Origin of the sequence: Aliiroseovarius conchicola (assembly GCF_041403445.1) — a bacterium.
GTDB classification, from domain to species: domain Bacteria; phylum Pseudomonadota; class Alphaproteobacteria; order Rhodobacterales; family Rhodobacteraceae; genus Aliiroseovarius; species Aliiroseovarius conchicola.
Window position 1 is genome coordinate 25,054 of record NZ_JBGEHL010000017.1, and the last position, 25,469, is coordinate 50,522.

General features: G+C 56.1%; 30 protein-coding genes and 2 tRNA genes. 20 read left to right on the top strand and 12 right to left on the bottom strand.

What is annotated here, in order from left to right; genetic code table 11:
* Nucleotides 1–40 precede the first annotated feature (40 nt).
* The 9 genes from purB to V6N04_RS17390 all read right to left on the bottom strand — a co-directional run bounded on the left by purB (nt 41) and on the right by V6N04_RS17390 (nt 9,284).
* A complete protein-coding gene (purB, locus tag V6N04_RS17350) occupies nt 41–1,348 on the bottom strand; it encodes an adenylosuccinate lyase (RefSeq protein WP_371171457.1) in 1,308 nt (435 codons plus the stop codon).
* A gap of 157 nt (nt 1,349–1,505) precedes the next feature.
* Nucleotides 1,506–1,913, bottom strand: coding sequence for a VOC family protein (locus V6N04_RS17355; protein ID WP_371171458.1), 408 nt, complete (start codon nt 1,911–1,913; stop codon nt 1,506–1,508).
* A gap of 10 nt (nt 1,914–1,923) precedes the next feature.
* The gene (locus V6N04_RS17360) at nt 1,924–3,417 is read right to left on the bottom strand and encodes a replicative DNA helicase (RefSeq protein ID WP_371171459.1); all 1,494 of its coding nucleotides are present in this window, start codon (nt 3,415–3,417) and stop codon (nt 1,924–1,926) included.
* Between the two features lie 155 nt (nt 3,418–3,572).
* Nucleotides 3,573–4,253: an orotate phosphoribosyltransferase gene (locus tag V6N04_RS17365; protein WP_371171460.1), complete on the bottom strand. Its 681-nt coding sequence runs from the start codon at nt 4,251–4,253 to the stop codon at nt 3,573–3,575.
* Between the two features lie 18 nt (nt 4,254–4,271).
* Nucleotides 4,272–5,315 carry a dihydroorotase gene (pyrC, locus tag V6N04_RS17370; RefSeq protein WP_371171461.1) on the bottom strand — a complete coding sequence of 348 codons (1,044 nt, stop codon included), beginning with the start codon at nt 5,313–5,315 and terminating at the stop codon, nt 4,272–4,274.
* Nucleotides 5,316–5,366: 51 nt separating this feature from the next.
* A complete protein-coding gene (locus V6N04_RS17375; RefSeq protein WP_371171462.1) occupies nt 5,367–5,741 on the bottom strand; it encodes a hypothetical protein in 375 nt (124 codons plus the stop codon).
* A 68-nt stretch (nt 5,742–5,809) separates the two neighbouring features.
* Complete coding sequence (locus V6N04_RS17380; protein ID WP_371171463.1) at nt 5,810–6,754, bottom strand: phosphoadenosine phosphosulfate reductase; 945 nt, start codon at nt 6,752–6,754, stop codon at nt 5,810–5,812.
* Between the two features lie 131 nt (nt 6,755–6,885).
* Entirely contained in the window at nt 6,886–7,974 is a 1,089-nt protein-coding gene (locus tag V6N04_RS17385; protein WP_371171464.1) for a glycosyltransferase family 2 protein, read from the bottom strand.
* Between the two features lie 410 nt (nt 7,975–8,384).
* Nucleotides 8,385–9,284: a LysR family transcriptional regulator gene (locus V6N04_RS17390; RefSeq protein WP_371171465.1), complete on the bottom strand. Its 900-nt coding sequence runs from the start codon at nt 9,282–9,284 to the stop codon at nt 8,385–8,387.
* Nucleotides 9,285–9,380: 96 nt separating this feature from the next.
* On the opposite strand from V6N04_RS17390, the gene V6N04_RS17395 reads away from it, so the two are divergent.
* Nucleotides 9,381–10,022, top strand: coding sequence for a class I SAM-dependent methyltransferase (locus V6N04_RS17395; protein WP_371171466.1), 642 nt, complete (start codon nt 9,381–9,383; stop codon nt 10,020–10,022).
* Between the two features lie 97 nt (nt 10,023–10,119).
* Here V6N04_RS17395 and infC read toward each other — a convergent pair whose 3' ends face one another.
* Nucleotides 10,120–10,665: a translation initiation factor IF-3 gene (gene infC / locus V6N04_RS17400; RefSeq protein ID WP_371171486.1), complete on the bottom strand. Its 546-nt coding sequence runs from the start codon at nt 10,663–10,665 to the stop codon at nt 10,120–10,122.
* A 302-nt stretch (nt 10,666–10,967) separates the two neighbouring features.
* Between infC and V6N04_RS17405 the strand changes: the two genes are divergently transcribed.
* A complete protein-coding gene (locus tag V6N04_RS17405; RefSeq protein ID WP_371171467.1) occupies nt 10,968–11,768 on the top strand; it encodes a hypothetical protein in 801 nt (266 codons plus the stop codon).
* 145 nt (nt 11,769–11,913) lie between these two features.
* Here the strand turns inward: V6N04_RS17405 and V6N04_RS17410 are convergent.
* Nucleotides 11,914–11,988 (bottom strand) — tRNA-Thr (locus V6N04_RS17410).
* Between the two features lie 91 nt (nt 11,989–12,079).
* Between V6N04_RS17410 and V6N04_RS17415 the strand changes: the two genes are divergently transcribed.
* From V6N04_RS17415 to V6N04_RS17500, 18 genes are all read left to right on the top strand, one after another.
* Nucleotides 12,080–12,241, top strand: a complete 162-nt coding sequence (locus tag V6N04_RS17415; RefSeq protein WP_371171468.1) for a hypothetical protein — start codon at nt 12,080–12,082, stop codon at nt 12,239–12,241.
* A gap of 13 nt (nt 12,242–12,254) precedes the next feature.
* The gene (gene murA, locus V6N04_RS17420; RefSeq protein WP_371171469.1) at nt 12,255–13,520 is read left to right on the top strand and encodes a UDP-N-acetylglucosamine 1-carboxyvinyltransferase; all 1,266 of its coding nucleotides are present in this window, start codon (nt 12,255–12,257) and stop codon (nt 13,518–13,520) included.
* Nucleotides 13,517–14,005 carry a DUF2948 family protein gene (locus V6N04_RS17425; RefSeq protein ID WP_371171470.1) on the top strand — a complete coding sequence of 163 codons (489 nt, stop codon included), beginning with the start codon at nt 13,517–13,519 and terminating at the stop codon, nt 14,003–14,005. Before murA ends, V6N04_RS17425 begins: the two co-directional genes overlap by 4 nt.
* Nucleotides 14,006–14,008: 3 nt before the next feature.
* Nucleotides 14,009–15,310, top strand: a complete 1,302-nt coding sequence (hisD, locus tag V6N04_RS17430) for a histidinol dehydrogenase (protein ID WP_371171471.1) — start codon at nt 14,009–14,011, stop codon at nt 15,308–15,310.
* Between the two features lie 16 nt (nt 15,311–15,326).
* Complete coding sequence (locus V6N04_RS17435; protein WP_371171487.1) at nt 15,327–15,809, top strand: UPF0262 family protein; 483 nt, start codon at nt 15,327–15,329, stop codon at nt 15,807–15,809.
* 3 nt (nt 15,810–15,812) lie between these two features.
* Nucleotides 15,813–16,277, top strand: coding sequence for an arsenate-mycothiol transferase ArsC (locus tag V6N04_RS17440; protein ID WP_371171472.1), 465 nt, complete (start codon nt 15,813–15,815; stop codon nt 16,275–16,277).
* A 105-nt stretch (nt 16,278–16,382) separates the two neighbouring features.
* Nucleotides 16,383–16,601: a translation initiation factor IF-1 gene (gene infA / locus V6N04_RS17445; protein WP_108856989.1), complete on the top strand. Its 219-nt coding sequence runs from the start codon at nt 16,383–16,385 to the stop codon at nt 16,599–16,601.
* A gap of 12 nt (nt 16,602–16,613) precedes the next feature.
* The gene (locus tag V6N04_RS17450) at nt 16,614–17,201 is read left to right on the top strand and encodes a Maf family protein (protein WP_371171473.1); all 588 of its coding nucleotides are present in this window, start codon (nt 16,614–16,616) and stop codon (nt 17,199–17,201) included.
* Nucleotides 17,198–18,241, top strand: coding sequence for a ribonuclease E/G (locus V6N04_RS17455; protein WP_371171474.1), 1,044 nt, complete (start codon nt 17,198–17,200; stop codon nt 18,239–18,241). Before V6N04_RS17450 ends, V6N04_RS17455 begins: the two co-directional genes overlap by 4 nt.
* A complete protein-coding gene (locus V6N04_RS17460; RefSeq protein ID WP_371171475.1) occupies nt 18,238–18,432 on the top strand; it encodes a DNA gyrase inhibitor YacG in 195 nt (64 codons plus the stop codon). Before V6N04_RS17455 ends, V6N04_RS17460 begins: the two co-directional genes overlap by 4 nt.
* Before the next feature lie 80 nt (nt 18,433–18,512).
* Nucleotides 18,513–18,587: transfer RNA gene (locus tag V6N04_RS17465), tRNA-Phe, on the top strand.
* A 615-nt stretch (nt 18,588–19,202) separates the two neighbouring features.
* Nucleotides 19,203–19,913 (top strand): helix-turn-helix domain-containing protein, encoded by a 711-nt coding sequence (locus V6N04_RS17470; RefSeq protein WP_371171476.1) that lies wholly within the window; start codon nt 19,203–19,205, stop codon nt 19,911–19,913.
* Between the two features lie 12 nt (nt 19,914–19,925).
* Nucleotides 19,926–21,404: a type IV secretion system DNA-binding domain-containing protein gene (locus V6N04_RS17475; RefSeq protein ID WP_371171477.1), complete on the top strand. Its 1,479-nt coding sequence runs from the start codon at nt 19,926–19,928 to the stop codon at nt 21,402–21,404.
* 88 nt (nt 21,405–21,492) lie between these two features.
* Nucleotides 21,493–21,855, top strand: coding sequence for a plasmid mobilization protein (locus tag V6N04_RS17480; protein ID WP_371171478.1), 363 nt, complete (start codon nt 21,493–21,495; stop codon nt 21,853–21,855).
* Nucleotides 21,852–23,591 (top strand): relaxase/mobilization nuclease domain-containing protein, encoded by a 1,740-nt coding sequence (locus tag V6N04_RS17485; RefSeq protein ID WP_371171479.1) that lies wholly within the window; start codon nt 21,852–21,854, stop codon nt 23,589–23,591. Before V6N04_RS17480 ends, V6N04_RS17485 begins: the two co-directional genes overlap by 4 nt.
* A gap of 3 nt (nt 23,592–23,594) precedes the next feature.
* The gene (locus V6N04_RS17490; RefSeq protein WP_371171480.1) at nt 23,595–23,915 is read left to right on the top strand and encodes a hypothetical protein; all 321 of its coding nucleotides are present in this window, start codon (nt 23,595–23,597) and stop codon (nt 23,913–23,915) included.
* Between the two features lie 199 nt (nt 23,916–24,114).
* On the top strand, nt 24,115–24,759 hold the full coding sequence (locus V6N04_RS17495; protein WP_371171481.1) for an SMI1/KNR4 family protein: 645 nt from the start codon (nt 24,115–24,117) through the stop codon (nt 24,757–24,759).
* Nucleotides 24,760–24,783: 24 nt separating this feature from the next.
* Nucleotides 24,784–25,224: a hypothetical protein gene (locus tag V6N04_RS17500; RefSeq protein WP_371171482.1), complete on the top strand. Its 441-nt coding sequence runs from the start codon at nt 24,784–24,786 to the stop codon at nt 25,222–25,224.
* Between the two features lie 61 nt (nt 25,225–25,285).
* On the opposite strand, the gene V6N04_RS17505 is transcribed toward V6N04_RS17500, so the two are convergent.
* Nucleotides 25,286–25,469 (bottom strand): hypothetical protein (locus V6N04_RS17505; RefSeq protein WP_371171483.1); only part of this gene is annotated, 184 nt, incomplete at its 5' end.

The window sequence follows — 25,469 nt, forward strand, 5'->3', positions numbered from 1 at the left end:
GGATTTACGTGAGCCGAATTAGCGTCGGAATGAAACGGGCTTAGCTGTCACCAAATACCCGCTTGAAGATCGTGTCGACGTGTTTGGTGTGATACCCCATGTCGAATTTTTCATTGACGCCCTCTTCTCCCAAAGCGGCAACAACTTCGTTATCTGCAAGCAATAGCTCACGGAAATCCAGACGTTCTTCCCACACCTTGAGCGCGTTGCGTTGCACCATCGCATAGGCATCTTCACGGCTGACACCGGCTTGTGTCAGGGCAAGAAGCACGCGCTGCGACATCACCAGGCCAGGAAATTTATTCATGTTGTCCAGCATGTTGTCCGGGAAGATCAGCATCTTTTCCACGACACCAGCCAACCGATGCAGTGCAAAGTCCAAGGTGATCGTGGCATCTGGTCCGATGGCGCGCTCGACCGAACTGTGTGAGATGTCGCGCTCGTGCCACAACGCCACGTTCTCCATCGCTGGCACCACTGCCATACGAACCAAACGGGCCAGACCCGTCAGGTTTTCGGTCAGAACCGGGTTCTTCTTGTGCGGCATGGCGGACGAGCCCTTTTGGCCCATCGAGAAGAATTCGGCCCCTTCCAGGACCTCAGTACGCTGCATGTGGCGGATTTCGACGGCAATGTTTTCGATCGAGCTGGCGATCACGCCGAGGGTTGCGAAAAACATGGCGTGGCGGTCGCGCGGGATAACCTGTGTTGAAATCGGCTCGGGGCGCAGGCCCAGTTTTTCGCATACGTGCTCTTCAACAGCCGGATCTATATTGGCGAATGTCCCGACGGCTCCGGAAATTGCGCCAGTGGCAACTTCCCAGCGGGCCTTTTCCAAGCGGTTCTTGTTGCGGTCCATCTCGGCGTAGAAGCGTGCGAATGTCAGGCCCATCGTGGTGGGTTCGGCGTGGATGCCGTGGCTGCGGCCCACGCGCACAGTGTCTTTATGTTCCAGCGCGCGTTTCTTCAACGCAGCCAGTACCCTGTCCATTCCGCCCAGAAGGATGTCGGCGGCGCGGACCAATTGCACGTTCAGGCAGGTATCCAACACATCAGATGAGGTCATGCCCTGATGGACAAACCGTGCCTCGTCGCTGCCCACATGTTCGGCAAGATGGGTCAGGAAGGCGATGACATCATGCTTGGTGACGGCCTCGATTTCGTCGATGCGGGCGACGTCAAATTCGACATCCTTGGCTTTCCAAACAGCGTTGGCATTCTCGCGCGGGATGACACCCAAGTCGGCCATGGCGTCGCAAGCGTGAGCCTCGATCTCGTACCAGATTTTGAACTTGGATTCCGGGGACCAGATGGCAACCATATCGGGGCGGGAATAGCGTGGGATCATGTCGCAGCCTTTTTGAGTTGGAGCAGATATGCGCGTGTCATAAACCGCTGCGTTGCAGCAAACAAGAGAGTGCTTGCGGTGTGGGGATGAAGGGGCGTTGCCCCTCTGCGCTGGCGCGCATTCACCCCAGGATATTTCTGGAAAGAAAATGGGGATTTCAGGTGTGGACCTGCACACCTTTTGCCGGGCGTTGGCGATAGTGGTGGAGGCGTGAGGCGAGGTCTCCGAGATGGAGTTCGAGCTTGTGTCCGTCAGGATCGAGAAAATAGAGCGATGCGCCTTCAGAGCGGTTTTCCTGCCAGATGTCAGCACGCTGGGTGATTTTGGTGCTAAGTGCCGCGAAATCTTCCGGTGCGCATGACAGGGCGAGGTGGGTGTCGTCGGTGCGCGGCTTTACAGGAGCATCGTTGAGTGACAGGCAAAACCAGAGGTCGCCGAGCGTAAGGTATGCTCCGCGTGCCCAACTGGCGTGGAGCGTGGCGCCCAGACAGGATGTATAAAATGCGAGGGACCGGTTGAGGTCGGTCACCGCAAGCGTGATGTGATTGACGCCTGTAATTGTCATGTGATCATCATCAGAAGCCGTCGTTCGCACCTTGTTGCCATGCTTTGACGAGGTTGCCGAAGCGGGTGAACTGGGCCTCGAACGACAGCTCGACCGTCCCAATCGGGCCGTGACGTTGTTTGCCGATGATGACTTCGGCTTTGCCATGTAGGCTCGACATTTCGTCTTGCCAAGCGGCCATGCGGTCAAGCTCGTGATCGCCGGGTTTTTCGCGTTCCTTGTAGTATTCTTCGCGGAACACAAACATGACGACGTCGGCGTCTTGCTCGATTGAACCGGATTCACGCAAGTCAGAAAGCTGTGGCCGTTTGTCGTCGCGGCTTTCAACTTGGCGCGACAGCTGAGAGAGCGCGATGACCGGGATGGCCAGTTCCTTGGCGATGGCCTTCATGCCCATCGAAATCTCGGCAATCTCGTTTACGCGGTTCTCGGCGGTGCCGCGGCAAAGTTGCAGGTAATCGACGATCAACAAGTCCAACCCGTGCGTCCGTTTCAGACGGCGGGCACGGGCGGCGAGCTGGCTGATGGGCAGCGCGGGCGTGTCGTCGATGAACAACGGGCAGCTTTCAAGGTCTTTCGCGGCTTGCACAAAACGACGAAACTCACCTTCATCCATATCGCCTTGACGGATTTTGTGGGACGAGATTTCGGAGGCTTCGGCCAGGATACGACCCGCAAGCTGTTCGGCGGACATTTCAAGCGAGAAAAAGCCAACGACACCACCGTCAATCGCCCCCTCTGAGCCGTCCGGGCGTGTGCCTTTCTTATAGGCCTTGGCCACGTTGAACGCGATGTTGGTGGCAAGCGACGTTTTCCCCATCGAAGGGCGACCCGCAAGGATCAAGAGGTCGGACGGGTGAAGCCCACCGAGCTTGGTGTCCATGTCTGACAGGCCGGTCGAAATACCGGCCAGACCACCCTCGCGCTGATAGGCGGCGTTGGCGACCTGCACGGCTTCGGTCACGGCTTTCAGGAAGCTTTGGAAGCCGCTATCGGTTTGGCCAGCCTCGCCAAGTTTATAGAGCGCTTGCTCTGCCTCGACGATCTGCTCTTTGGGTTCGGACGAGATGTCGACCTTTTGTGCTTTGGTCGAGATGTCCCGCCCAAGCTGGATCAACTGCCGTCGGATCGCCAGATCATAGATCATCTGTGCATAGTCACGCGCGGCAAAGCTGGATATCGCTGCACCGGCTAGACGCGCCAAATAGGCGGGGCCGCCCAGCTCTTTCAAGCCCTCGTCATCCTCCATAAACGCTTTCAGCGTCACCGGGCTGGCGAGCGCGTTTTTCGAGATGCGACTGGCGGCAATTTCCCAGATGCGTGCATGGACGGGTTCGTAAAAGTGACCTGCGTTGATGATCGACGCCACACGGTCATAGACGTCATTGTTGGTCAACACGGCACCCAGAAGCTGCTGCTCAGCCTCAATGTGATGGGGCAGGGCGTCTTGCACCTCGCCGTCACCTGCATTTGTGCCCTGCTGAAAACTGCTGATCTCGTTCATGACTGCCTGCCCCTTTGGGGGATTGTTCTAGGCTTTTGGCGTGGCCAAAGCAAAATGTATGTTTCTGTGGTTATCTTTGTGGATAAGCCGACAGCACACGAGACCCTACCATATTTGGTGGAGCCTCGCAAAGTTGTACCTATAGATAGTGGCAGTCAGGCTTCCATCCGCGCCTTTTGCCAGGCGCGCGGGTCTTTCAGGAACCGTTCGACTTCATCCAATGTGTCAGTGGAAAACGTGGCTTGTGCTTTGGCTTCTGCCAGAACATCCCACCATGTGCAGAGGTGAATGAGCTGAACACCATGATCCGAAAGCGTTTTTTCGGTTTCAGGAAAAATGTCGTAATAGAAGATCACGGCGGTCGCGCCACAGGACGCGCCCGTGTCGCGAATCGCATCGACGAAGCTGAGCTTGGAGCCGCCATCGGTGGTCAGATCCTCGACCAGAAGCACGCGTTCGCCCTCGCTCATCGCGCCTTCGATTCGGGCGTTCTTACCGTAGCCTTTGGGCTTCTTGCGCACATAGGTCATCGGCAGTGCCAGGCGTTCCGCGACCATTGCCGCAAACGGGATGCCTGCGGTTTCCCCACCGGCGATGTTGTCGAAGGCTTCGAACCCTGCTTCGCGCATGATCTCGACAGCCATGAAATCCATCAGGGTCGAACGGATGCGGGGAAAGCTGATCAGTTTACGGCAGTCGATATAAGACGGGCTGGGCAGGCCAGAGGCCAATGTGAACGGCTCATCTGTGTTGAAGTTTACGGCCCCGATCTCCAACAGCATCCGGGCGGTGAGACGGGCGATTTCGTCTTTGGTGGGGAAGGTTGAAGGGATCATGGCAGCGTCCTTGTTCTTTTACGTATCGTTGACCCGCCAATAAAGCGGGAAGCCGGGGTCGAAGACGGTAACGGTGTGGTCGCCGGCCGTTATCGTTTCAGGATAGGCGACGGGGTCGCCCTTGGTCATGGTGATCGTGTCCGTATTCACGGGGAGACCGTAAAAGGCCGGGCCGTGAAGCGAGGTGAACCCCTCGAGCTTGTCCAATGCGTTCTCACCCTCAAAGGCTTCGGCCAAGATCGACAGGGCATTGGGCGCTGTGAAACAGCCCGCCGCGCAGCATTCAGCCTCTTTGGCATGGGTCGGGTGGGGCGCGCTGTCTGTTCCAAGGAAGAACCGCGCATCGCCCGACGTCGCAGCCGCCATCAAGGCCTCACGATGTGTGCTGCGCTTCAGGATGGGCAGGCAATAATAATGAGGGCGCATCCCGCCCACCAACATATCGTTGCGATCCAAGATCAGGTGTTGAACCGTGATGGTCGCACCAATGTTGCGCGCGTTTGCTTTTACATAGTCCGCACCGTTTTTGGTGGTGATATGCTCCATCACAACGCGCAATTCCGGGGTGGTGCGGCGGATCGGGTCAAGCACACGATCAATGAACACTGCCTCGCGATCGAAAATATCGATCTCGCGGTCGGTAACCTCGCCATGAACGCAAAGCGGCAGGCCAATCTCGGCCATTTTCTCGAGTACGGGACGAACCTTGTCGAAATCTTGGACGCCCGAGGCCGAGTTTGTCGTCGCACCAGCGGGATAGAGTTTGACCGCCTTAACCAGACCCGAGGCGTGCGCTGCCGCAACATCCACTGGGTCGGTATCCTCGGTCAGGTAGAGCGTCATCAATGGCTCAAAACGCATCCCATCGGGCAGGGCGTCCATGATGCGATCGCGATAAGCGCTGGCGGCGGCACTTGTGACCACGGGCGGCACAAGGTTCGGCATGATGATGGCGCGGCCAAAATGACGAGCGGTTTCAGGCAGAACGGCGTTCAACATCGCGCCGTCGCGCAGATGCAGGTGCCAGTCATCGGGACGGCGGAGTGTCAGTGTCTGGGTCATCGGAACCGGGCATAACGCAGCCCCACGTTTCGCACCAGATGATTCGGTAGATCAGCGCGTCAGAATGTGCGTCGATTGATGATCCTGCTCTAACCGCCGTGTCGTGACAAATACTGACCGTTGGGTTCGATAGTATGCGGCATTCGACACGATGGTCTGTGGTAGGCGCGTGATGTCCAGAACCTGTTTTTGATGCTGGATCAGATCAATCCTGTGGGATGTGCCCCTTAGATCTGAAGTACCTGCCCGGCTTGAAACACCTAAGTCGCGAAAATGGTCCAGAAGAACCTGCTCGCGGGCGTCAATTTGTACCCGCGCCCGGCGCAGCGCGGCCAGCTCATCGGCGGGGTGCAGGGGGCCGGCAGGCCCTGATGCGGAACTTGGTGGGAGTGGCGTCCCCGTAAGGGGTTTGCGTAGTTGTTTCATACCGTCACTATTGGCCATCAGGGTTAATGACGGTTTAACATCGCGCTTTATTGTGTGGGGACAGGAAATCAGTCGCCGGTTTCCCCCAATGCGGCGTTGGCCCGCTCTAGCGCTTGCTTGAAATGTGGCGCGTTGCGCTGTGCCACGACCGGGGCAGCCAGACGTCTTACCATCAGTGGCTTTCCCTTGGCCTCGACCCCCGTAAGAAGGTTGCGTAAGTACGGCATATAGCGATGGCGAATGCGAAGGGTTTGATAGCATGACATGCGAGAAAGCGTGCCCTCAGCGGCTTGCTCTATCAACCGCTGCGTTACACCCATGTTCCAAAGGGCGCGTCCCAGTGACCGACCCAGCCTGCGACATCTAATATGGCGCACATTGCCTTGCTCGAAAGCGCTGGCATGAACCGTGTCCTGAGATATCGCCGGATCGAACAAAATGAACACGTCTTGAGCAAGCTCGATCATGTCCGGAGCAAAGCCGTACCGGTCATCAAAGCGAAGGCGGCGCGACGTGGGATACCGCCGGTCAAACTCTGCCCGAGTGGCATCAAGAGTTGCCTGCGGTTGTACGGCAATAACCGTGACGTCGGGCGCGACAATCGAGAATGTTGCCGCTGCATATCCACACATGCCTGCGCCGTAGAAAATCACTTTCTCGAACTCTTCAAAGAAACCGTCTTCGATCAGCCGATCAAAGAATCCATAGACGGCCCGGTCACGAAACCATGTGTCTTCGTGGGCCAGAACGCAGAGGTTTGACCACCCATTGCCACGCACGATGTCCCAGCCACGCGGCTGGTGAAGCGGCGTTGACTTGCGGATTTCTTCAATTGTCTCGAAGGTGACGACAAGCGTCGACCCCTCATCGGTTAGGATGGCGGAATGTTTGGCGCCGAGCGGCTCGAAATACCCTCGCTCCTCGCCCAAATCCTCGATCACATCCAACCATTTTTCATTCGAGACGGTGGCCAGATCTACTGACCCACCGCCTGCTGGCGTTTCTCCCTGCATCTCACCCACTCACTCATATTCGTCCTATCCCCATCTATGATTTGGGGGCAAAACCCGGCGCGAATTTGCGCGCATTGCGGCAAAATGTTGATGAAGTGTTAATAATCTACGCCACTGTTGCGCGGCGTTGCCTAATCCCTAGCGACCTGCGGTGATTGTACAAAACGGTAGAGAAAGCGCGCTTGATCTTCAGTGATGGGATTCGCGTAAGGTGTTGTCATGAGACGTCCCAAAAGAGCTCTGTTGGGCTCCTCCTGCATCAAGGCCACGAACTTCTTCTTTCGCCACTGGACCGCTGACGTGTGAAGTTCGGCAAGCTGCGGATCGGCGGTCAGTTGGTGCAGGGCGGCGTTGCGAATGTCGATGGTGTTGAGTATGGATCGGTCCTCGATAGCGTTCCAGTTTCGCTCGCACCAATAATCCATGCCAATCGGCTGTTCTGATCGGTTAACGCGCCCACGGTCGCATTTCAGAATAAAGCTTTCCATAGCGCCCAAGGGATAGTGGTTTAATTGGGCCAAACCGTAATTGGGACGATTGAAAGGTGAGAATATCTGCCCGCGTTGAAAATGAGCGGGCAACTCGCGTCCATGCCCGTCAAACCAGCGCGCTTGGTCAGCTTTGCCATCAACCGGCGCGCGCGGTCGATGAACCCCGAGTTTCTTGTATGCTCCGCGGTTGCGAAACAGGGTCTTGAACATGAAGGCACGCCAAGGCCAGGCCATAACTTCGGGTGCGGCATGAACGAATTGCTCGGTCACAGGTTGGTCGGCGTAGCTGGCGATACCGGCGTTGCCAAACAATCGCCATGTCAGAGTGACTGCATCGGCGTCGGGCAAGGCAGCAATCAGCGCGGCTAGCGTGTGATCACCCGTATGAATATTCACAAATTCGTCGACATCCAATGTCATCAACCAGTCGGCGTCGCGTACTGCGGGATGTTTGTCGGCAATCTTGAAGCCAGTCCACTGGACGCCACCCTGATCGTAGGGGCCCTCGTTGCGAATATGGCTTAGCACCCCCATCTGGCCGAGCCGATCGAGCATCAGATCGGTACCATCATCGCAATCATTGCTTAGAACGACAAAGTCAGTGAAGCCGATCGCGCGGTGATGGGCCAGCCATTCCAGCAAGAACGCGCCTTCGTTCTTTACGCAGGTCACGGCGGTGACGCGTAGGTTCACGACCCAGCCCCGAAAGCGCCGTCGAATAACACGCATAGTTTTGTCTGCGATTGCATATGGTTGGCCTATATTTGGTTTATCTGCCGGTGGTTTCCGCAACTGTGGCAGAGCACCGGAAATGCGTCAATGCAGCACCAATTGCCCGATCTTCCAACGGTAAGGTGCACCTGCCTATCGCTAAAGTGGTCTTGACGTGGCGGAACGTGTATTTCGCTTGCAGTCGTTGCGTGTGAAATGGCAATTTGCAACCACAGCGAATACAGGAATCACTTGCATTGGCCGTTTGATCGCTTTGTTCCGACGAGACGTCGAGTTTGAAAGCGGTCGGATTCGTCTGGCGCGTCTGCTGCGATCAGATGAATGAGACATGTTTGGTAAACGGTATACTCCATGATTGGGTCGTCTGAGAATTCAGACGGCCCATCTACTTTTACTTTGTGCGCCTGTCAGGCCTTTAGGTTGCGCGACAAAAACTCCGACAACGTATTAAAGATCAGGCGGATACGCTTGCTGGTGTGAAGGTCACGGTGTGTGATCAGCCAAACCGGAAACACCACAGGCTCCATTTCGGGCAATATCCGAGTCACACCCTTTGTCACGTTTGCGACCTCGTCAGACATGAACGAGATGCCGAGCCCCTGACGAACATAGTCCCACGCGACAACGCCGCTATTGCTTCCGATGTGAAAGTTGTTCGGCGTAAGGTTGATCCCCAATGGGGTCAGATAACCAATCATCTCACTGGTCTCCCCGATACCAACAAAATCGTGGTGTGACAGTTCGGCTTTGGTGGTCGGCCGCCCTCGACGGGCAACATAATCGTTCGCGGCATACAAATGCGCGGTGGCATCCTGAACCAGCCGCGCATAGAGCTCTGGTTGTTCTGGTCTGACATGGCGGATCGCGATATCGGCCTCGCGTCGCTGAATGTCGCGAATGTCATTTGCGGCGATGATCTCGATCTCGAGCTTCGGGGCGATATCACGTAGATGGCGCAGGACGGGGGGCAGCAGATAAGCCGCATAAACGTCCGAGGCGGTGATCCGCACCAGACCTTCGATGGATTGAGTGTGTGAGGCCGCCGCAAGCGAGACCTGAGCCGCCGCATCGGCCATGTGGCGCACATGCTCTCGCAGTGATCGTCCAGCCGGCGTCAAAACCAATCCCCTGCCGACACGCTCAAACAGTGCGATACCCAGCCTGTCTTCTAGACCTGCCACCTGACGGCCGACTGTGGGCTGTGTTTGCTCTAGAACGCGCGCAGCAGCGGATAGCGAGCCTTCTTCGGCGGTGGCCAGAAATGCCCGCGCCTGATTCCAATCGAATGAGATTGCCTGCCAATTCATGCAAATATGTATAGACCAACTGCGAATTTAGGCAATTTCTATCGATCATGCGTATGGGTACTGTCAGCGAAAAGGTCCGGAAAAAAGGAGTGACCGATGATCAGTTCTGCAAAATTCTGGGACGATGCTGCCCCGAAATACGCCAAGACCCCAATTAAGGATGAAGAAAGCTACAGGTATACGCTTGAGCGGACACGGTCCTACTTGGGCGCACAAGACTACATTTTAGAGATTGGTTCCGGCACAGGATCGACAGCGATGGATTTGGCGCCCAACGTGGCCCATATCACAGCGACAGACATATCGCCAAAAATGATCGAGATTGGTCAAAAAAAGGCTAAGGCGCACGGGATCGAAAACGTGTCGTTCCAAGTCGCAAGTGCTGCGTTGCGCGACATTGACGGCCCGTTCGATGCCGTGTTGGCGCACAACGTTCTGCATCTTGTGGATGATTTACCCTCTACTCTTGGCCGCGCGCATGCCCTCCTGAAGCCGGGCGGGACTTTTGTCTCAAAGACCTTTTGCAAACCACGAGGCTTCGGCCCTGCAATCTACTACGCCATGTGTCTTGCGCTTCCGGTGATGAAGCTTCTGGGTAAGGCGCCGAATGTACTGTTTTTGGCGATTGAAGAACTGGAGGGCGCAATAACCGCACAGGGTTTCGAGATCATAGAAAGCGGAAGCTATCCTGCCAAAGAGCTGCGTCGCTACATTGTTGCGCGACGGCCAGTTGCTTGAAGCGATCCGAGGATAGGTGGGCTTTTCACCTGATTTCGAGGCACCCACAAAAAAACGCCCCGCAGATGCAGGGCGTTTTTTCTGTTTTGAAGTTGGGTTACTTGGGAAGAGGACCGATCATCATAACCATCTGACGACCTTCCATCTTCGGCATGTTCTCAACCTTACCAGTTTCTTTGGTGTCTTCAGCAACCCGCTCTAGCAGCTCACGCCCAAGGTTTTGGTGCGCCATTTCACGACCACGGAAACGAAGCGTAACCTTCACCTTGTCTCCGTTCTCAAGGAATTTGAACACGTTGCGCATTTTGACTTCGTAGTCATGTGTATCGGTGTTCGGGCGGAACTTGACCTCTTTGACCTCGATGGTCTTTTGCTTCTTACGCGCTTCGCTTTCCCGCTTTTGCTGTTCATATTTGAACTTGCCGAAGTCCATGATTTTACACACGGGTGGGGTGGCGTTTGGCGAAATCTCAACCAGATCAAGGCCAGCTTCTGCGGCCAATACCATGGCCTGAGCGGGCGACACGACGCCGCCATTTTCACCATCTGCGCCGATAAGGCGGATTTCGGTGGCCTTGATGCGTTCGTTAACGCGGGGGCCGGTGTCGCGCTGTGGAGGCGCGTTATGAGGTCTGCGGGCTATTGTGCCATTCCTTCTGACGTTTCAGTTAACTTTGGAAGCGGAAGGTAAGGCCCAACCCCTCGTGTTTCAAGCGGATAACGTCAAATCGGGGGTCTTTGTTGGCCATGTCCTGTTTTTTTGCCGGCAGATGGGCGATCTTTGCGCCAAGACCAGCCGGTTTTCGCAATCAATTCAAAGAAGTTGGCGTTTTGATGCGCATTGCGGGAAACTCCCCTTGCGTTCGGTTGTCCAAAACCGCAAATCCCTTCGTGACGCGGCACAAATCTGTGCAGCGCATGTATAGACAAGTTGAGGATGTCGACATGAAAAATACCATCATTGCTCTTGTTATTCTGGGGGTGGCTGCCGTGGGTGGTTATGTCTGGTACGATAACAATCAAACAAAAATGGCTACCGAGCAGGCTGCTGCAGATGCAAAAGCCGCACAGGAAGCCGCCGAAAAGGCCGCAGCTGAAGCGGCTGAGAAAGCTGCCGCTGAAGCCAAAGCTGCTGAAGAGGCCGCCGCCGCTGAAGCATCTGCCGCCGAGGCTGCTGCTAAGGAAGCAGCTGAGAAAGCCGCAGCAGAGGCCGCCGCAGCCGCAGAAACAGCCACAGACGCCGTAGAAGGTGCTGCAGATGCAGCAACTGAAGCCGCGACCACCGCTGTCGAGGGTGTAGCCGATGCTGTTGGCGACGCTGTGGAAGGTGTTATTGGTGAAAACGGAGCTGTCTCAGAAGTGTTGGATCAAGCCACTGGCGCAGCGACGGATGCCGTTGAAGGTGCTGTTCAATCAGCGACAGATGCGGTGACGGGTGCCGCAACAACAGCTGATGCGGCCGCAGACACTGCAGCAGAGGCCACAAGCGAAGCGGTTTCCGATGCGACTGCCGAAACGGAAGCGGCGGCAGATGCCGTGACCGGTACGGATGCTGCAACGGCCGATGCGGTGACCGCACTGACCCCAGAAGGGTTCAATGCTGATACGGTCAATGAACTGATCGATGGGTCATCGCTGGATGATGCAAAGAAAACGGCGTTGAAAACCGCTGTTGAAGCTGCATCGAAAAACCCTGCGTTGCTTCAAGCTGCATTGACTCAGGTGAAAACAGCGCTGGGCATGTAAGCGAGCTATACTACACAACAGAAGAGACGCCGTGCAGGAATCTGCGCGGCGTTTTTTATGCCGGCGCCATCAAGAGCGAATGGGTCGACGCACGGCAAGACTGATTGCTTTGCGTGTTGCAGGGTGGAGAGTGAGTTTGATTGGGTGGTGCTGTGAGGGAGGATTGAACTCCCGACCTCGTCATTACCAATGACGCGCTCTACCACTGAGCTACCACAGCATCTTGTTCGTGGGCGGCTGAGTAGCCCTAATCTGCGCGCGACGCAAGCGCATTCTGGACCCTTTTTTATACCTGCGTTACAGAAGGGGTTATGGAGCGTAAGAAGACATCTGAGAATCCCCCGAAAAAAGGGGCGGATCGCGAAAAACGGCTGAAGGCTGCGCTGAAGGCCAATATGGCACGGCGCAAATCTCAGGCGCGTGCGCGATCGGATCAGGGTGTTGAGCAGTCGCAGAACACGCAAGAAGAATAGAAAAGGCGGGCAGATGGATTCGATAGTTGTAACTGGTGGTGGTGAACTGCACGGCGAAATTCCAATTGCGGGGGCAAAGAACGCGTGTTTGACGTTGATGCCCGCGACATTGTTGTCAGAGGAGCCGCTGACGCTGACCAATGCACCGCGTCTGTCAGACATCAAGACCATGACCGAATTGCTGGCATCATTGGGGGCAGAGGCGACCTCGATGCAAGACGGGCAGGTTCTGGCGATGTCGTCCCATGATATCAACAACCACGTGGCCGACTATGACATCGTGCGCAAGATGCGTGCGTCTAACTTGGTTCTGGGCCCGATGCTGGCGCGGTTGGGACACGCTGTCGTCTCGCTGCCCGGAGGCTGTGCAATTGGTGCACGCCCGATGGACCTGCACATTTTTGGGCTGGAAAAGCTTGGGGCCGAGATTGAACTGAAAGACGGCTACCTTCATGCAAAAGCGCCGCGCGGTTTGAAGGGCGCAGAAATTGAACTGGCCTTCGCATCCGTTGGTGCGACCGAAAACATCTTGATGGCGGCCACATTGGCCAAGGGAACGACCGTTCTTAAGAACGCGGCTCGCGAACCCGAAATCGTTGATCTGGCGGACTGCCTGCGAAAAATGGGTGCCCAGATCGAGGGCGACGGCACCTCTGAGATTGTGATCCAAGGTGTGGATCGTCTGCATGGGGCCACGCATCCCGTTGTCACCGACCGGATCGAGCTTGGCACCTATATGCTGGCCCCTGCGATTGCGGGCGGAGAGGTCGAGTGCCTTGGCGGTCGAATTGATCTTGTGAAAAGCTTCGTTGAAAAGCTGGATGCGGCGGGTATTCAGGTCGAAGAAACCAAACGCGGCCTTAAGGTCGCGCGTAAGAACGGGCGTGTGTCTGCGGTTGACGTGACCACCGAACCGTTCCCCGGCTTCCCGACCGATCTGCAAGCGCAGATGATGGCGATGCTTTGTACGGCTGCGGGCACATCCGTTCTACACGAAACCATATTCGAAAACCGCTTCATGCACGCCCCGGAACTGACCCGGATGGGCGCGAATATCGAAGTGCAAGGCGGTACGGCGACGGTTCACGGCGTTGATAAGCTGAAAGGCGCACCGGTCATGGCCACGGATTTGCGGGCATCTGTGTCTTTAATCCTTGCCGGGATGGCCACCGAGGGTGAAACGGTTGTGAGCCGCGTTTATCACCTTGATCGTGGGTATGAGAAAGTAGTGCGTAAACTGTCCTCAATCGGGGCCAAAATCGAACGGATCAAAGAATGAGCGACACTTCACAAGACGCAAAGTTTGAAGATGGTGGCGAAGACGCCCTGCGCCTTCTTGCGATGGATCAGGAAGACTTGCAGGTCGTCAGCACATTGGTGCAGGACGCCGTGTTCCCAGCAAACGAGATGGGGTGGGACGCAAAGCATCGGCGGTTCTCGCTTCTGCTGAACCGCTTTCGTTGGGAAGACGTGATTGCCGCAAATCAACGTGCGCGCCCGGTCGAACGTGTTCAATCTGTACTTTCGGTATCCGATGTTCTGAAAGTGCAAAGTCAGGGGATCGAACGCGGCGACAAGGACATGATCTTATCGCTTTTGTCCCTGTCTTTCGCTGAGGGCGAGGACGGAATGGGCCGGTTGGAACTGGTCTTGGCGGGCGATGGCGCCATCGCACTGGAGGTCGAGACACTGGATGTCACACTTCAAGATGTGACACGCCCCTATATTGCCCCATCAAAGCACACACCGGAGCACCCGGAATAGATCATGCCGCAGTTTCTGAACTCCTCCGATGCCGATTTTGAGGCGCGGTTCACCGAGCTTTTGTCTATGAAGCGCGAAGACAGCCCAGAGGTGGACGACATCGTTGCCGGGATCATCGCGGACGTGCGTGCGCGGGGTGACGCAGCGGTGATTGAGCTGACGTCGAAATTTGATCGTTTGGATCTAACCCCCAAGACATTGCGGTATTCCGCCCAAGAGATCGAGGCAGAATGCGCTAAAGTCTCGGATCCGGATCGGGCGGCACTTGAATTGGCCGCTGACCGTATTCGCGCCTATCACGCGCGCCAAATGCCGGATGACCAACGCTGGACAGACGAAGCAGGGGCAGAGCTTGGCTGGCGCTGGACGCCGGTTTCTGCTGCCGGTCTATATGTTCCTGGTGGACTGGCGAGCTATCCGTCTTCGGTATTGATGAATGCCATTCCGGCGAAGGTTGCTGGCGTCGATCGTCTGGCGATCACTGTGCCTACGCCTGACGGGATCGCAAATCCATTGGTGTTGCTGGCGGCAAAAATCGCGGGCGTGGACGAGGTTTACCGGATCGGCGGCGCGCAGGCAGTGGCCGCTTTGGCCTATGGGACCGACACCATCGCGCCCGTCGACAAGATCACTGGTCCGGGGAACGCTTTCGTTGCGGCCGCAAAGCGCCGCGTGTTTGGTAAGGTTGGGATTGATATGATCGCGGGCCCCTCGGAAATTCTTGTGATCGCCGATGCAGACAATGACCCCGATTGGCTCGCTTTGGATTTGATGAGTCAGGCGGAGCATGACGAAAGCGCGCAATCCTTGTTGATCACGACGGATGAAGCTTTTGGCCGAAAAGTGGCGCAGGCCGTCGACGCACGCCTAAAGACACTCGACCGGCGAAAGATCGCAGGCGCGAGCTGGCGCGATTTTGGAGCCGTCATCACGGTTTCTGATCTGGACGAAGCGGCAGCCTTGTCCAACCGGATCGCACCTGAGCATTTGGAACTTTGCGTGTCCGACCCAGAAGCGCTGTCCGTCAAATGCGTCCACGCAGGCGCGATTTTCTTGGGTCAATGGACCCCAGAAGCCATCGGTGATTACGTTGGCGGTCCTAACCACGTTCTTCCCACCGCGCGATCTGCCCGGTTCAGTTCCGGCCTGTCGGTCATGGATTTTCTGAAACGCACGACATTGGCGCGCATGACGCCAGCCGCACTGTCGGCTGTGGGACCAGCCGCCGAGACCCTCGCTATTTCCGAAAGTTTGGAAGCGCACGGATTATCCGTGCGGGCCCGACTTGACGCCTTAAACGATTGACCCTCTGATGGCTCCAATGACAACACACCGAATTACCGACATCCAAATTGATGATACGGGGCTGGCCGCCCCAACACCTGCGATCGAACAAGAACGCAAAGTGGCGATATTTGATTTGCTTGAGGATAACAGCTTCGAGCTGACAGGGCGTGATGGCCAAACGCCGCCCGACGGCCCATACCATCTTGGGCTTGCGATACGCGACAAGCGTCTTGTGGTTGATACCAAGACCGAAACAGGCGATCCGGCCGCCGAGTTCCACCTGTCGCTCGGCCCATTTCGCCAGGTCGTAAAGGACTATTTTGCGATCTGTGAAAGTTACTTCGATGCGGTTAAGAAACTGCCACCCAGCCAAATCGAGGCTATCGATATGGCGCGTCGCGGTATACATAACGAAGGCGCGAGGGTGCTGCAGGAACGGCTTGAGGGCAAAGCAGATATCGACATTGATACGGCGCGTCGCCTGTTCACCCTGATCTGTGTGTTGCACTGGGGATAATGAATGGTAGCTGATCGTCCCCAATCGGTGCTTTTTTGCTGTGATCACAACGCAGTACGCTCACCGATGGCCGAGGGGATGATGAAGGCTTTCTATGGCCATGACATCTATATTCAATCTGCTGGCGTCCATAGTGATATGGAGATTGATGGCTTCTCGATCTCGGTCTGTGGAGAGCTGGATATTGTGCTGTCAAACCACCGTGTGCGCAGTTTTGACCAGATGGAGCAATGGGGCGACGATTTGTCGAGCTTTGATCTTGTGATCGCGCTGTCTCCAGCCAGCCAGCGGCGCGCTTTGGAACTGACACGGGTGTTCCATCTGGAAGTTGAGTATTGGCCCATCTTGGACCCAACCGGGTTGGGTACACGCCGGGACGAAAAGCTTGCAGCTTACCGGCAAACACGTGACCAAATACGCGAAAAAATCCTTGGTCGGTTCGGCCCCCCGACCAGTGCAGGTGCCTAAACCGCGACCTAAACCCGTTGCGGACCGAATTACCCTTGAAAACCGAGCGGTTTAGCCCCATTTAGGTGGCGCCTACGAAGGGTGGGCGAAAATACAGGAGTGAACATGGCCAAGGAAGAACTGCTCGAATTCCCCGGTGTCGTTAAGGAACTCCTGCCGAATGCGACATTTCTGGTCGAGCTGGAAAACGGCCATAAGATTATCGCTCATACGGCAGGAAAGATGCGTAAAAACCGCATTCGTGTTCTGGCAGGCGACAAGGTGCAGGTCGAAATGACCCCCTATGATCTGACCAAAGGTCGGATCAACTACCGCTTTAAGTAAGCGCGGCCGCGCATGACGCGTCCTAAACTGATTCTGGGCTCAGGCAGCCCAAGACGGGCCGAGTTGCTGGAGCAACTCGGCCTTGTCGCAGATGACGTCCGCCCGCCCGATGTGGATGAGACGCCATTGAAGGGCGAAATACCGCTGAACTACTGCCGCCGAATCGCTGCGGCTAAAGCCGACGCGATGTCCGTCGCTTCGGACGAGGTTGTTCTTTGTGCGGACACCACCGTCGCGCTGGGCCGTCGCATTATGGGAAAGCCGGAAGATGTTGGGCAGGCGGCCGAGTTTCTGCTGGCCCTTTCTGGAAGGCGCCACAGGGTTATCACGTCAGCGGTTGTCCGCAATACAGACCAAACGTGGGCGCGTGATGTTGTGACTACAGTTAAGTTTAAGCGGCTTTCTGATGCAGAGCTTAATGCCTACCTTGCCTCGGATGATTGGCGTGGGAAGGCAGGCGGCTATGCCATTCAAGGCCCGGCAGGTGCATTCGTTACTTGGCTGCAAGGCAGCTATACCGGCGTGGTTGGTTTGCCGGTCGCCGAAACGGCATCGCTATTGGTTGCCGCAGGATACCCGCTTTACGGAGAAGGCTCATGAAAGGCAGTGTGATTGCACTCGATCACTATCAAGGTCGCATGGCCGCGGCTCATATCGTTGATGGTCAATTAGAGGACTTACTGATCGAACCGCCCGACAATGTGACTCTGCCCGGAGCAACTTTCCGCGCGATCTGTGACCGGCCACTGAAAGGGCAGGGCGGTATGATGTTGCGCCTGCCAGGGAAAGAGACTGGGTTCCTGCGTCAAGGCAAGGGGCTGAAACCCGGCCAACCCATTTTGGTACAGGTGACTGGTTTTGCCGAGGATGGTAAAGCGACGCCGGTGACGCAAAAGCTTCTGTTCAAAAGCCGATTTGCCATCGTCACGCCGGATGCACCGGGCATTAACGTCAGCCGCTCGATCAAAGATGATGATGAGCGCGTCCGTTTGCTGGAAATCGCGCATGAGGTTATGGGCGACGCTCAAGAAGGGCTCATCCTGCGATCAGTTTCCATCACCGGCTCAGATGACGAGATTGCGAATGACATTGCCCAGATGCTCGAGCTGTCGCGTACTGTAAGGCAGGACGCCGACGGGACGACGCCGGAGCTGTTGATTGACGGGGCTGATCCGCATCATCAGGCTTGGCGAGAGTGGCCCAAACCCGATCGTTTGGATGATGCCGAAGGAGCATTTATGCGCCACGGTGTCGCTGATCTGGTCGATCTTGCGAAAGGCCCGTTCGTGCGATTGTCTGGTGGTGCATTTGCGTTCGTTGAACCCACGCGGGCGCTTGTCGCTGTCGACGTGAATACGGGAAGTGACACCACCCCTGCCGCAGGACTGAAAGCGAACATTGCAACGGCGAAGGCCCTGCCACGTGCGCTCAGATGTCGCGGATTGGGTGGACAAATCGTTGTCGATTTCGCCCCCAGCCCAAAGAAAGACCGCCGACAGATCGAGCAAGCCCTCCGCACCGCGTTTCGCGCAGATGGCATCGAGACGTCGCTGGTCGGCTGGACCACTCTGGGCCACTTCGAGCTGCAAAGAAAGCGCGAGCGTATGAGCCTGAGCAGTTGTTTGGAGGGCGTGTCGTGAGCTGCCCAGTTTGCCAAAAGGAAGCTGACCCAAAGTATCGCCCCTTCTGCTCACGCCGCTGCTCGGACGTAGATCTGGGGCGCTGGTTGAATGGCTCTTACGCCGTCCCAGCCGAGGCCCCTGAGGACCTGAATGAAGCGGCTGATGCACTGTCTCAGCAGGAGCAGAAACAAACTCGACGTCCGCACTGAAAAACCTGCATTTTCCCTCTGGACACCGCCCGACCCCGCGTCTACAACCCGCCCACCCGAACGATGAACCGTTCACCCGTGCCCGGGTAGCTCAGGGGTAGAGCAGTGGATTGAAAATCCTCGTGTCGGTGGTTCGATTCCGCCCCCGGGCACCACTCTTGCTTTTCAAGTAGCTAATCACATATTGAATATTGTGCTTAGAGGAGTTGGTGTGGCTACATTTATTCCACTCACTTGTTGCCACATATGAACCCATCAAATCCCCCTCCATTTCAGCCGACTTTCGTGCGTTTCGTGGCAAGTTTGTCAGTTACTGTACTCATTCGTCGTGTTCAAATGATGGAAACACATAGGGACTACTTGGGATCAGTTTCTGGCAAGCCAACTGGCACATAAGGCAGAAGATCAGAACATGAAGTGAGCATGAGTTCGTGGAAGTTGGGTGAAAACTGGATTTCTACTCATGTTGGGTGAACGTGAGATGCTTGAAAATAAATGGAGGCGAGTACCGGAATCGAACCGGTGTACACGGATTTGCAATCCGCATGTGCGGACTGTTTTTCAACGATTTTTCTGTAAACGGACCCCGTTTGTTCACGACGAGAAATCAACAACTTACAAGGAGACGGTAAACGGTTTCCGGGCTGATGCAAGCCCCAAAAAGGGAAAAACCGTCGAGGGGGCGGCCACCCACCTCAACGGCTTTGGTCTTCAATCTACATTCACCTTCTACCCGTTCGCGGCCCTCAACGCAATCGCGGGAGGTGCCAATGTCTAGGCTAAACCGCTTTGAATGGCAGAAGGCCGTCCTGCAAGTCAGAAACCTGAATTCGACAGCCAAGCTTGTCGCTTCTGCCCTGTCTGTCCAGTTCGCCAACGACGAAACCGGCCAGCTTAGTCCTGGTTTGGCAACCTTGATGGAGTTTCTTGGTCTGCCGCTATCAACCCTGAAACGCGCCATAAGGCAGTTGATCGATGCGGGCTGGTTGTCACGCAGCGAAGGGCGCGGTGCGGGCAACTACACGTACTACAAGCTCTTGGCACCGTGCAAGATCGTTCCGTTTCGCCCCAAGAAAAAGGGTTCAAAAGCGAGCCTTTCTGCCAAGGAAAAGGGTTCACAGGTGGCTCAGAAAGTGTCCACTCATGAGCTTTCCTATAAAGAACAATCAAAAGAACAAAAGGCGCGGCTTTCGCCGTCGCCGGACTTGCCCCATGAAGGGCAGCCCGGCGAAGCCTTGCGGTTTGTGCCAGGCGGCGGGGGGTACTTCGAGCGCGAATGGGACGATGCGCTGCGGTCCTACGGCTTGTCTTCGCTGCACAGGGCGCTGCCTCAAATCATCAATGATGGACAGAAAGGCTACCTTCTCCCTGACCGCTGTCCGGCAAGGCGAGGAAGCTCGCTAAGGGACCAGCAAATCCTGTTGGTCAAACAACTGATGGAAGTTCATCGCAATGCTTCTGAACTCGCTGTCGCGGCTTGAGGAGGGCAGACAATGATTACCAGAGAAGATGATGTTACAGCCCACCGTGCAGGGCTTGAAGCGCAAGCTCAGTTTCGCAAATTCATGCTCAAGTTTGGGGTCATGCCGTTTGCAGGGCTTGCCGGTCTGGGCTTCTTGATGGGGCTAACCGGTGCCAACGATCATAGCGGCTGGCCGGGAGTATTTCTCATGGCGCTTGGCGTTGTGTTCGGCGGGATCGCTGGGCTGATCTGCCTAACAGCGAGCCCCGGCAGACCTGCCATCCAGCGTCGCCACAAGGGCGGAGCGCAGGTGAGCCGTTTGGACGCACCCATGGAAGCCGAAGGGGTTCCGCTTGGTAACGTGCGCCTCCCAGAGCATTTGGAATCGTTGCACATGCTGATCGAAGGGGCGACGGGTACTGGTAAAACCCAGCTACTCAAGAACATGGTGGCTCATCTCAGAGCACGCGGAGATACCGTTGTTGTGGTCGATACCAACTACGATATGTGGACCGCCTTCAATCAGCCAGACGATGTGATCTTGTCGCCCTTTGATCCAGCGTTTCCAGGTTGGTTGCCGATGAACGAGGTGCGCGCGCCGTCGGATTGGTCGGCGCTTGCCCAGTCGTTCATTGGCGACGGCGTGGGCGAGGCCGCACAGTGGCACCAAATGGCGAAGGCGATGTTTTCGGCGACTGCACGCGGCTACCAGCGGATTGTCGAGGAGGCAGGTGACACCTTCGATCACTCAGAACTCTTCCACCTTCTGACGGGGGCAGAGGCCGAGGCATTGGCCCCTTTCATTCATGGAACAGCAGCGGCATCGCTTGGGATCAATGATAAGGCTTTGAACAACGTCAGAATGACGTACTTTGAGACCTTGAAATTCTGGGAGCATCTGCGCCCAGGTGGCTTCTCCGTCCGCGAATGGGTTGAGCAAGGCAAAGACCGCCCGTCGATCTTCATTCCGTATCGGAAGCGGGAACTACCAGAGGCCAAGAATCTGATCTCGTGCTGGTTGGATCAGATCATTACCACCGCCTGCGACCTTGGCGAAGACCGCGACAATCGGGTCTGGATCATCATTGATGAGCTATCAGGCCTCGGCGAAATTCCGTCTCTGAAAACCGCTGTTACCGAGCTACGAAAGACTGGTTTTCGCGTCGTCGCAGGTATCCAGAACTTCGAACAAGTGGAGCTTCTCTACGGTCGGAACGGTGCCATCACGATCACCAATAGCCTGTCTAACAAAGTGATCCTACGGGCCACTGATGCGAACTCTGCAGAGCGGCAATCCAAGCTAATCGGCGATGCGCGCTATCAGGTCATGTCGCTCGGCCAATCTTCCGGCACCGATGGAAAACGTTCGACAACGCAGTCGGTTAAAGAAGAAGTCGTGCGCGTTGTTCTGGCTTCTGAAATCACCGCGCTGCCCACCCTTCAAGGCTTCGTCAAATTGGCCGGTGAGGAAACGACCTACCTGACGCCCATACCGGTTTACCAGCCATGACCGGTTTTGGACTTAGGGTAGCAAGCATAGTTTTTGTAAACAAAAACGCTTGTCGCTGCGCGACGCGAGCCACGATCAGAGGCCGGGCATGAGTGATTTGGGCAAGCCAATTGGTCGCCCGAAGGCCGCGCCGGGGGAGGGTCGTGTGGCGGTGGTCGGTGTGCGGCTGACAACCTTCGAGCGGGCGGGTGTGGAGGCCAAGGCGGCGCGGTCTGGGCTTTCTCTGTCTGACTATTGCCGCCGCGCGATCCTTGGTCATCGGGTCACTGCATCGACCGAACCCCAGCAGGTTAACACCACAGCGCTGGTCGAGTTGAACCGCGTAGGAGTCAATCTCAACCAGATCGCCCGTGTTGCCAATCGAGGCGAGCCGTTGCCGCGGTCATTCCCCGAAACTCTCAGCGCTGTTCTTGCGGCTGTGGAGCGGCTTGCTGCGGGTCATGATCCATGAATTGTAGTTTCGCGGATCACGCCCCCGGCATGAGCTTCAAGGGGGCAATGGATTACTACCTGCACGACCGAAAAGAGCTTGGCGAAACGGAGCATCGCACAAGCGCGGACCGCGTCGAATGGACATCCATGCGCAACCTTGCGACCGACCGAACCGACGTCGCAACAGCGATCATGATTTCGACAGCGAGGGACGCCAACCGTCTTAAACGCCAGGCGGGAGAGAAGGCGACTGGCCGTAAGGCTAAGTTGCCGGTCAAGACCTTTGCCTTATCATGGCACCCGAAGGAGGCTGCATCGCTCGACCGCGCCGAGATGGAGCGCGCCGCTAATCAAGCCCTCAAGACCATCGGTATGGAGAAGCATCAAGCGATCATTATCTGCCACAACGACACCCGTCATCCCCATGTCCATATCGTAGTGAACCGGGTGAACCCTGAGAACGGAAAACTGGCAACGTGCGGACCAAATCAAACCCGCGCCTTGGATCGCTGGGCCTACGAATACGAGCGCGACCGGGGCAACATCGTGAGCCATAACCGCGCCGAGAAGCACGAGCGGCAGGACTGCATGAAGAAGCGGTATAGTGCAGACGAGCGGCGCAACCATGTTCGGCAGAAGAAGTCTGAAAGAGCGCGTTCAAGCGCGCGCCAAGACCTTCGCAAGCGCTCAAAGGAGCAGACTGCGAAGCACAAACAGGAATGGGCTGATCTGAGCATAAGATATCAAGCGAGGAAAGGGCATCTGCGCGACCGATGGAAGGCACGGATACGGAATGAGCGGAAGGTATATAACGCGGCAAACAAAGGCCTGTGGAAGCAATACGGCCGCGACAAGTGGCGGCGTAAACGTGAATTCGACAAGCTTGACAGCACGTTCTACGGTCGGTTGTCGCTTTCGATTCAAACAGCGCGGTTGCAACGTGCGTCAGGCGATCCAGCGTTTAAGGATATCGGGTTGGCCAAACTCACTTGGGTTAACCTCCAAAACGCGCGGCTGCGAAATGCGACGATCCTTGGTCTTGAGAAGCAAAACTTGGCAAATTTCAAGGATTGGTACGACCGCCCTTTACGCCGACGCCTCGACAAGTTGAGTGAGGCGCGGGCGCAGGATCACCGCGATCTTTATGCTCGGTTCCAGGAAGAACGCGCCGACCTCATCACACGGCAGAAAGTGGAACGCGGCGAGCTTCAATCTCAGTGGCGAAACGCCGAGCGGCGGAATGATCGAGGTATGCGGCAGGAAACGAGAGCCACCGGTGACGGCGAAGCCCGACCTTTGCAAACGCTTAGAGATGGTATGGAGGGAAGAATAATGAACAATGACGTGCAAGGCACTGAAAACAAGTCGAAACCAGCTACTCAACTATCACCGTCACAAGGCCCGTCGGCCAAGATGCAGGCGGAACAGCGGGATAACCAGTTAGAGGAAAGGAACGCCAAGTTCCGCGAAGCTACCCGAAAACAAGGCGAGCAAGACAGAAACGCGGCCAAGACCCAGTTGGAGCAAAGAGTCGATGCGCAAGCAAAGGCTCAAAGCCGGGCCGCCCAAGCCACACAAAAGGCACGACAGCAACACGCGAAAGAGAAAGCAGCGGCCAAGGACCGGGGGGCAGCCGAGAAGCGTTCGCTTCAGGACAAATCCTTGGCACAGTCTAAGGCCAAGGATGCACTAGCGGGACTGCGATCTCAGAGGCCTTCTGTGGCAAAAGCGAAAACACAAGACAGGGAGCGTTGAACGATGGACGACGAAATCTGCGGAAGCAAAGGCAAAGTCAGGGAAGATAAAATCAAGGATCGATGGCCAGACCGTCCGGGCTGGGACGTGCTTGCCAATACAATTGAAACTCTGGCCAAGGCATGTGGCGGCAGCGCGCAATGCCACAAGAAATACGAGTATTTGAGCGTCAGTTTGGAAACACGCGGTATGCCAGAGGCGCAAGTCAATGCTCTTTGGGCGTTTGCGGAGCTTGTCGAGCAGGTCAGTGATGCCGAAGATCACGGCGATCAGTCCACTGTCCATTGGGTTCGCCAGACCTTGGCTTCTAGCAAGCGCCGATAACCGACTTCTCGAATTCCGCTGTCATGTTCTAGGGGTCGCTTACGGCTGAGGGCGAAATAGTACGCCAGCGCCGGATCGGCCGTTCGGACAACATGCAGAGAAGGTCTTCAGTGAGCCCATCTTGCATTTTTTTGGTAACGCTGCGAAGGTCGGCAAACCAGATGCCCTCTTAGTCCACAAGTGAGAAGCGTCGTTTGCAATGAACAAGCTGTTAGCACTCTTTGCCGCGCTTCTTGGCCCATCACCCACATTGGCCGAAACAACTGTCCCCAATCTTTTGTCAGAGCTTGAGCTGCTCTTGGAGGCTAAGCGACCAGCCCTCATGGAAAGTTTTCGTCCTCCAGTTTCAGTTGACGAGATCGCAAGTCTGGAAAACAAGTATCGGATCGTTCTGCCGGATGCGGTGAAGGCGCTTTACCTCTGGCATGACGGTCAGGATCCTGTTCGCTTTGAGACGTTTGTAAACAACATGACGCTCCAGCCATTGTCAGAAGTTTTCGAGACGAAAGCCGAACTGGACGGAATGATTGGATACGACTTTACACTGGAAAACTGGTGGAATCCGGCTTGGTTGCCTTTGTTTCACAATGGTGGCGGTGATTATCTGGTGATCGACCTTCAGGGTGTTCATACCGGTGACGCCAATCAGATTCTGAGAGTCTACCACGATTGGGAGTATCGACCGATCATCGCACGAGACCTTGAGACCTTTCTTCAGGCAGCACTCAGCTATCATGATACCACGCCGTTGGAGCAGATGGACGAGTTTCACGAGATCGACGAGTTTCTGCCGGCGTTGGACGTGTCTTTCAATGCATCCGGTCCGATCAAGCCGCTGAAATAACCTGCAGATCAATCTCGCGTCGGCATGCTTGACGCCTGGCAAGGAGGCACTTTCATTCTGTTACTCGCAATAGCCGCGCTCTTGGCGTTTCTTTCGGCCAGCATCTTGGCGGCGATCATTTTGGTTCCAGACGTTGTGGTGCAATCACTCTTCATATTGCCGGTGGGTTTATACTTGTTGTTTGCATTCAGAGGCTTGTCGCAAAAATGGATAAATGGGCAGGCTGATCAGGCACAAGATCAGGCAATTGGTCACGTACTGCTGCCAATCGATCTCATCGCAATTATTTGCGGCATTGGTCTGGCCTATCTTGGGGTCACAGCGCAGTTCTACACCCAGTTCGAAGGCGAAGCAGCAGGGGATTTCCCACTGTCGCTCGTTCCTACGGTCGACATTCCGAGCTTGGTTGCCGGGAGCGTCTTGGTCAGCATTAGCATTGGTCGAACGTTCTTGCGAAATCGCTGAGCGCGTTGAGACGGTCCGTCTGCTTTTCTATGCGCCAGGCAATTTCGGCTTTGCGACAGTTTCAACCGCCTACTTCATCACCTTCCTGCAGGCTCGGCGATGCAGCGAAGGTAACATGAACAGTGTCTGACGTCAGCACCCGTTGGACAGATTTGAGGATTTGAATAGAGGAGGATTTCTGGTTCATCTTATCGATTAGGAGATCGAGATGACGAAGAAGCCGACTACATCGAAAGACGCCGCCG

Bases quoted from the DNA above. Each gene is read 5' to 3' on its own strand.
- V6N04_RS17500 (WP_371171482.1), top strand. From the start codon at position 24,784: ATGCTTGACGCCTGGCAAGGAGGCACTTTCATTCTGTTACTCGCAATA.
- V6N04_RS17475 (WP_371171477.1), top strand. From the start codon at position 19,926: ATGATTACCAGAGAAGATGATGTTACAGCCCACCGTGCAGGGCTTGAA.
- V6N04_RS17425 (WP_371171470.1), top strand. From the start codon at position 13,517: ATGAGCGACACTTCACAAGACGCAAAGTTTGAAGATGGTGGCGAAGAC.
- infA (WP_108856989.1), top strand. From the start codon at position 16,383: ATGGCCAAGGAAGAACTGCTCGAATTCCCCGGTGTCGTTAAGGAACTC.
- V6N04_RS17490 (WP_371171480.1), top strand. From the start codon at position 23,595: ATGGACGACGAAATCTGCGGAAGCAAAGGCAAAGTCAGGGAAGATAAA.
- V6N04_RS17390 (WP_371171465.1), bottom strand. From the start codon at position 9,284: ATGAATTGGCAGGCAATCTCATTCGATTGGAATCAGGCGCGGGCATTT.
- purB (WP_371171457.1), bottom strand. From the start codon at position 1,348: ATGATCCCACGCTATTCCCGCCCCGATATGGTTGCCATCTGGTCCCCG.
- V6N04_RS17480 (WP_371171478.1), top strand. From the start codon at position 21,493: ATGAGTGATTTGGGCAAGCCAATTGGTCGCCCGAAGGCCGCGCCGGGG.
- V6N04_RS17485 (WP_371171479.1), top strand. From the start codon at position 21,852: ATGAATTGTAGTTTCGCGGATCACGCCCCCGGCATGAGCTTCAAGGGG.
- pyrC (WP_371171461.1), bottom strand. From the start codon at position 5,315: ATGACCCAGACACTGACACTCCGCCGTCCCGATGACTGGCACCTGCAT.
- V6N04_RS17380 (WP_371171463.1), bottom strand. From the start codon at position 6,754: ATGCAGGGAGAAACGCCAGCAGGCGGTGGGTCAGTAGATCTGGCCACC.
- V6N04_RS17455 (WP_371171474.1), top strand. From the start codon at position 17,198: ATGAAAGGCAGTGTGATTGCACTCGATCACTATCAAGGTCGCATGGCC.
- V6N04_RS17365 (WP_371171460.1), bottom strand. From the start codon at position 4,253: ATGATCCCTTCAACCTTCCCCACCAAAGACGAAATCGCCCGTCTCACC.
- V6N04_RS17435 (WP_371171487.1), top strand. From the start codon at position 15,327: ATGACAACACACCGAATTACCGACATCCAAATTGATGATACGGGGCTG.
- V6N04_RS17405 (WP_371171467.1), top strand. From the start codon at position 10,968: ATGAAAAATACCATCATTGCTCTTGTTATTCTGGGGGTGGCTGCCGTG.
- V6N04_RS17495 (WP_371171481.1), top strand. From the start codon at position 24,115: ATGAACAAGCTGTTAGCACTCTTTGCCGCGCTTCTTGGCCCATCACCC.
- V6N04_RS17450 (WP_371171473.1), top strand. From the start codon at position 16,614: ATGACGCGTCCTAAACTGATTCTGGGCTCAGGCAGCCCAAGACGGGCC.
- hisD (WP_371171471.1), top strand. From the start codon at position 14,009: ATGCCGCAGTTTCTGAACTCCTCCGATGCCGATTTTGAGGCGCGGTTC.
- V6N04_RS17395 (WP_371171466.1), top strand. From the start codon at position 9,381: ATGATCAGTTCTGCAAAATTCTGGGACGATGCTGCCCCGAAATACGCC.
- V6N04_RS17385 (WP_371171464.1), bottom strand. From the start codon at position 7,974: ATGCGTGTTATTCGACGGCGCTTTCGGGGCTGGGTCGTGAACCTACGC.
- V6N04_RS17470 (WP_371171476.1), top strand. From the start codon at position 19,203: ATGTCTAGGCTAAACCGCTTTGAATGGCAGAAGGCCGTCCTGCAAGTC.
- V6N04_RS17355 (WP_371171458.1), bottom strand. From the start codon at position 1,913: ATGACAATTACAGGCGTCAATCACATCACGCTTGCGGTGACCGACCTC.
- V6N04_RS17375 (WP_371171462.1), bottom strand. From the start codon at position 5,741: ATGAAACAACTACGCAAACCCCTTACGGGGACGCCACTCCCACCAAGT.
- murA (WP_371171469.1), top strand. From the start codon at position 12,255: ATGGATTCGATAGTTGTAACTGGTGGTGGTGAACTGCACGGCGAAATT.
- V6N04_RS17415 (WP_371171468.1), top strand. From the start codon at position 12,080: ATGGAGCGTAAGAAGACATCTGAGAATCCCCCGAAAAAAGGGGCGGAT.
- V6N04_RS17360 (WP_371171459.1), bottom strand. From the start codon at position 3,417: ATGAACGAGATCAGCAGTTTTCAGCAGGGCACAAATGCAGGTGACGGC.
- V6N04_RS17440 (WP_371171472.1), top strand. From the start codon at position 15,813: ATGGTAGCTGATCGTCCCCAATCGGTGCTTTTTTGCTGTGATCACAAC.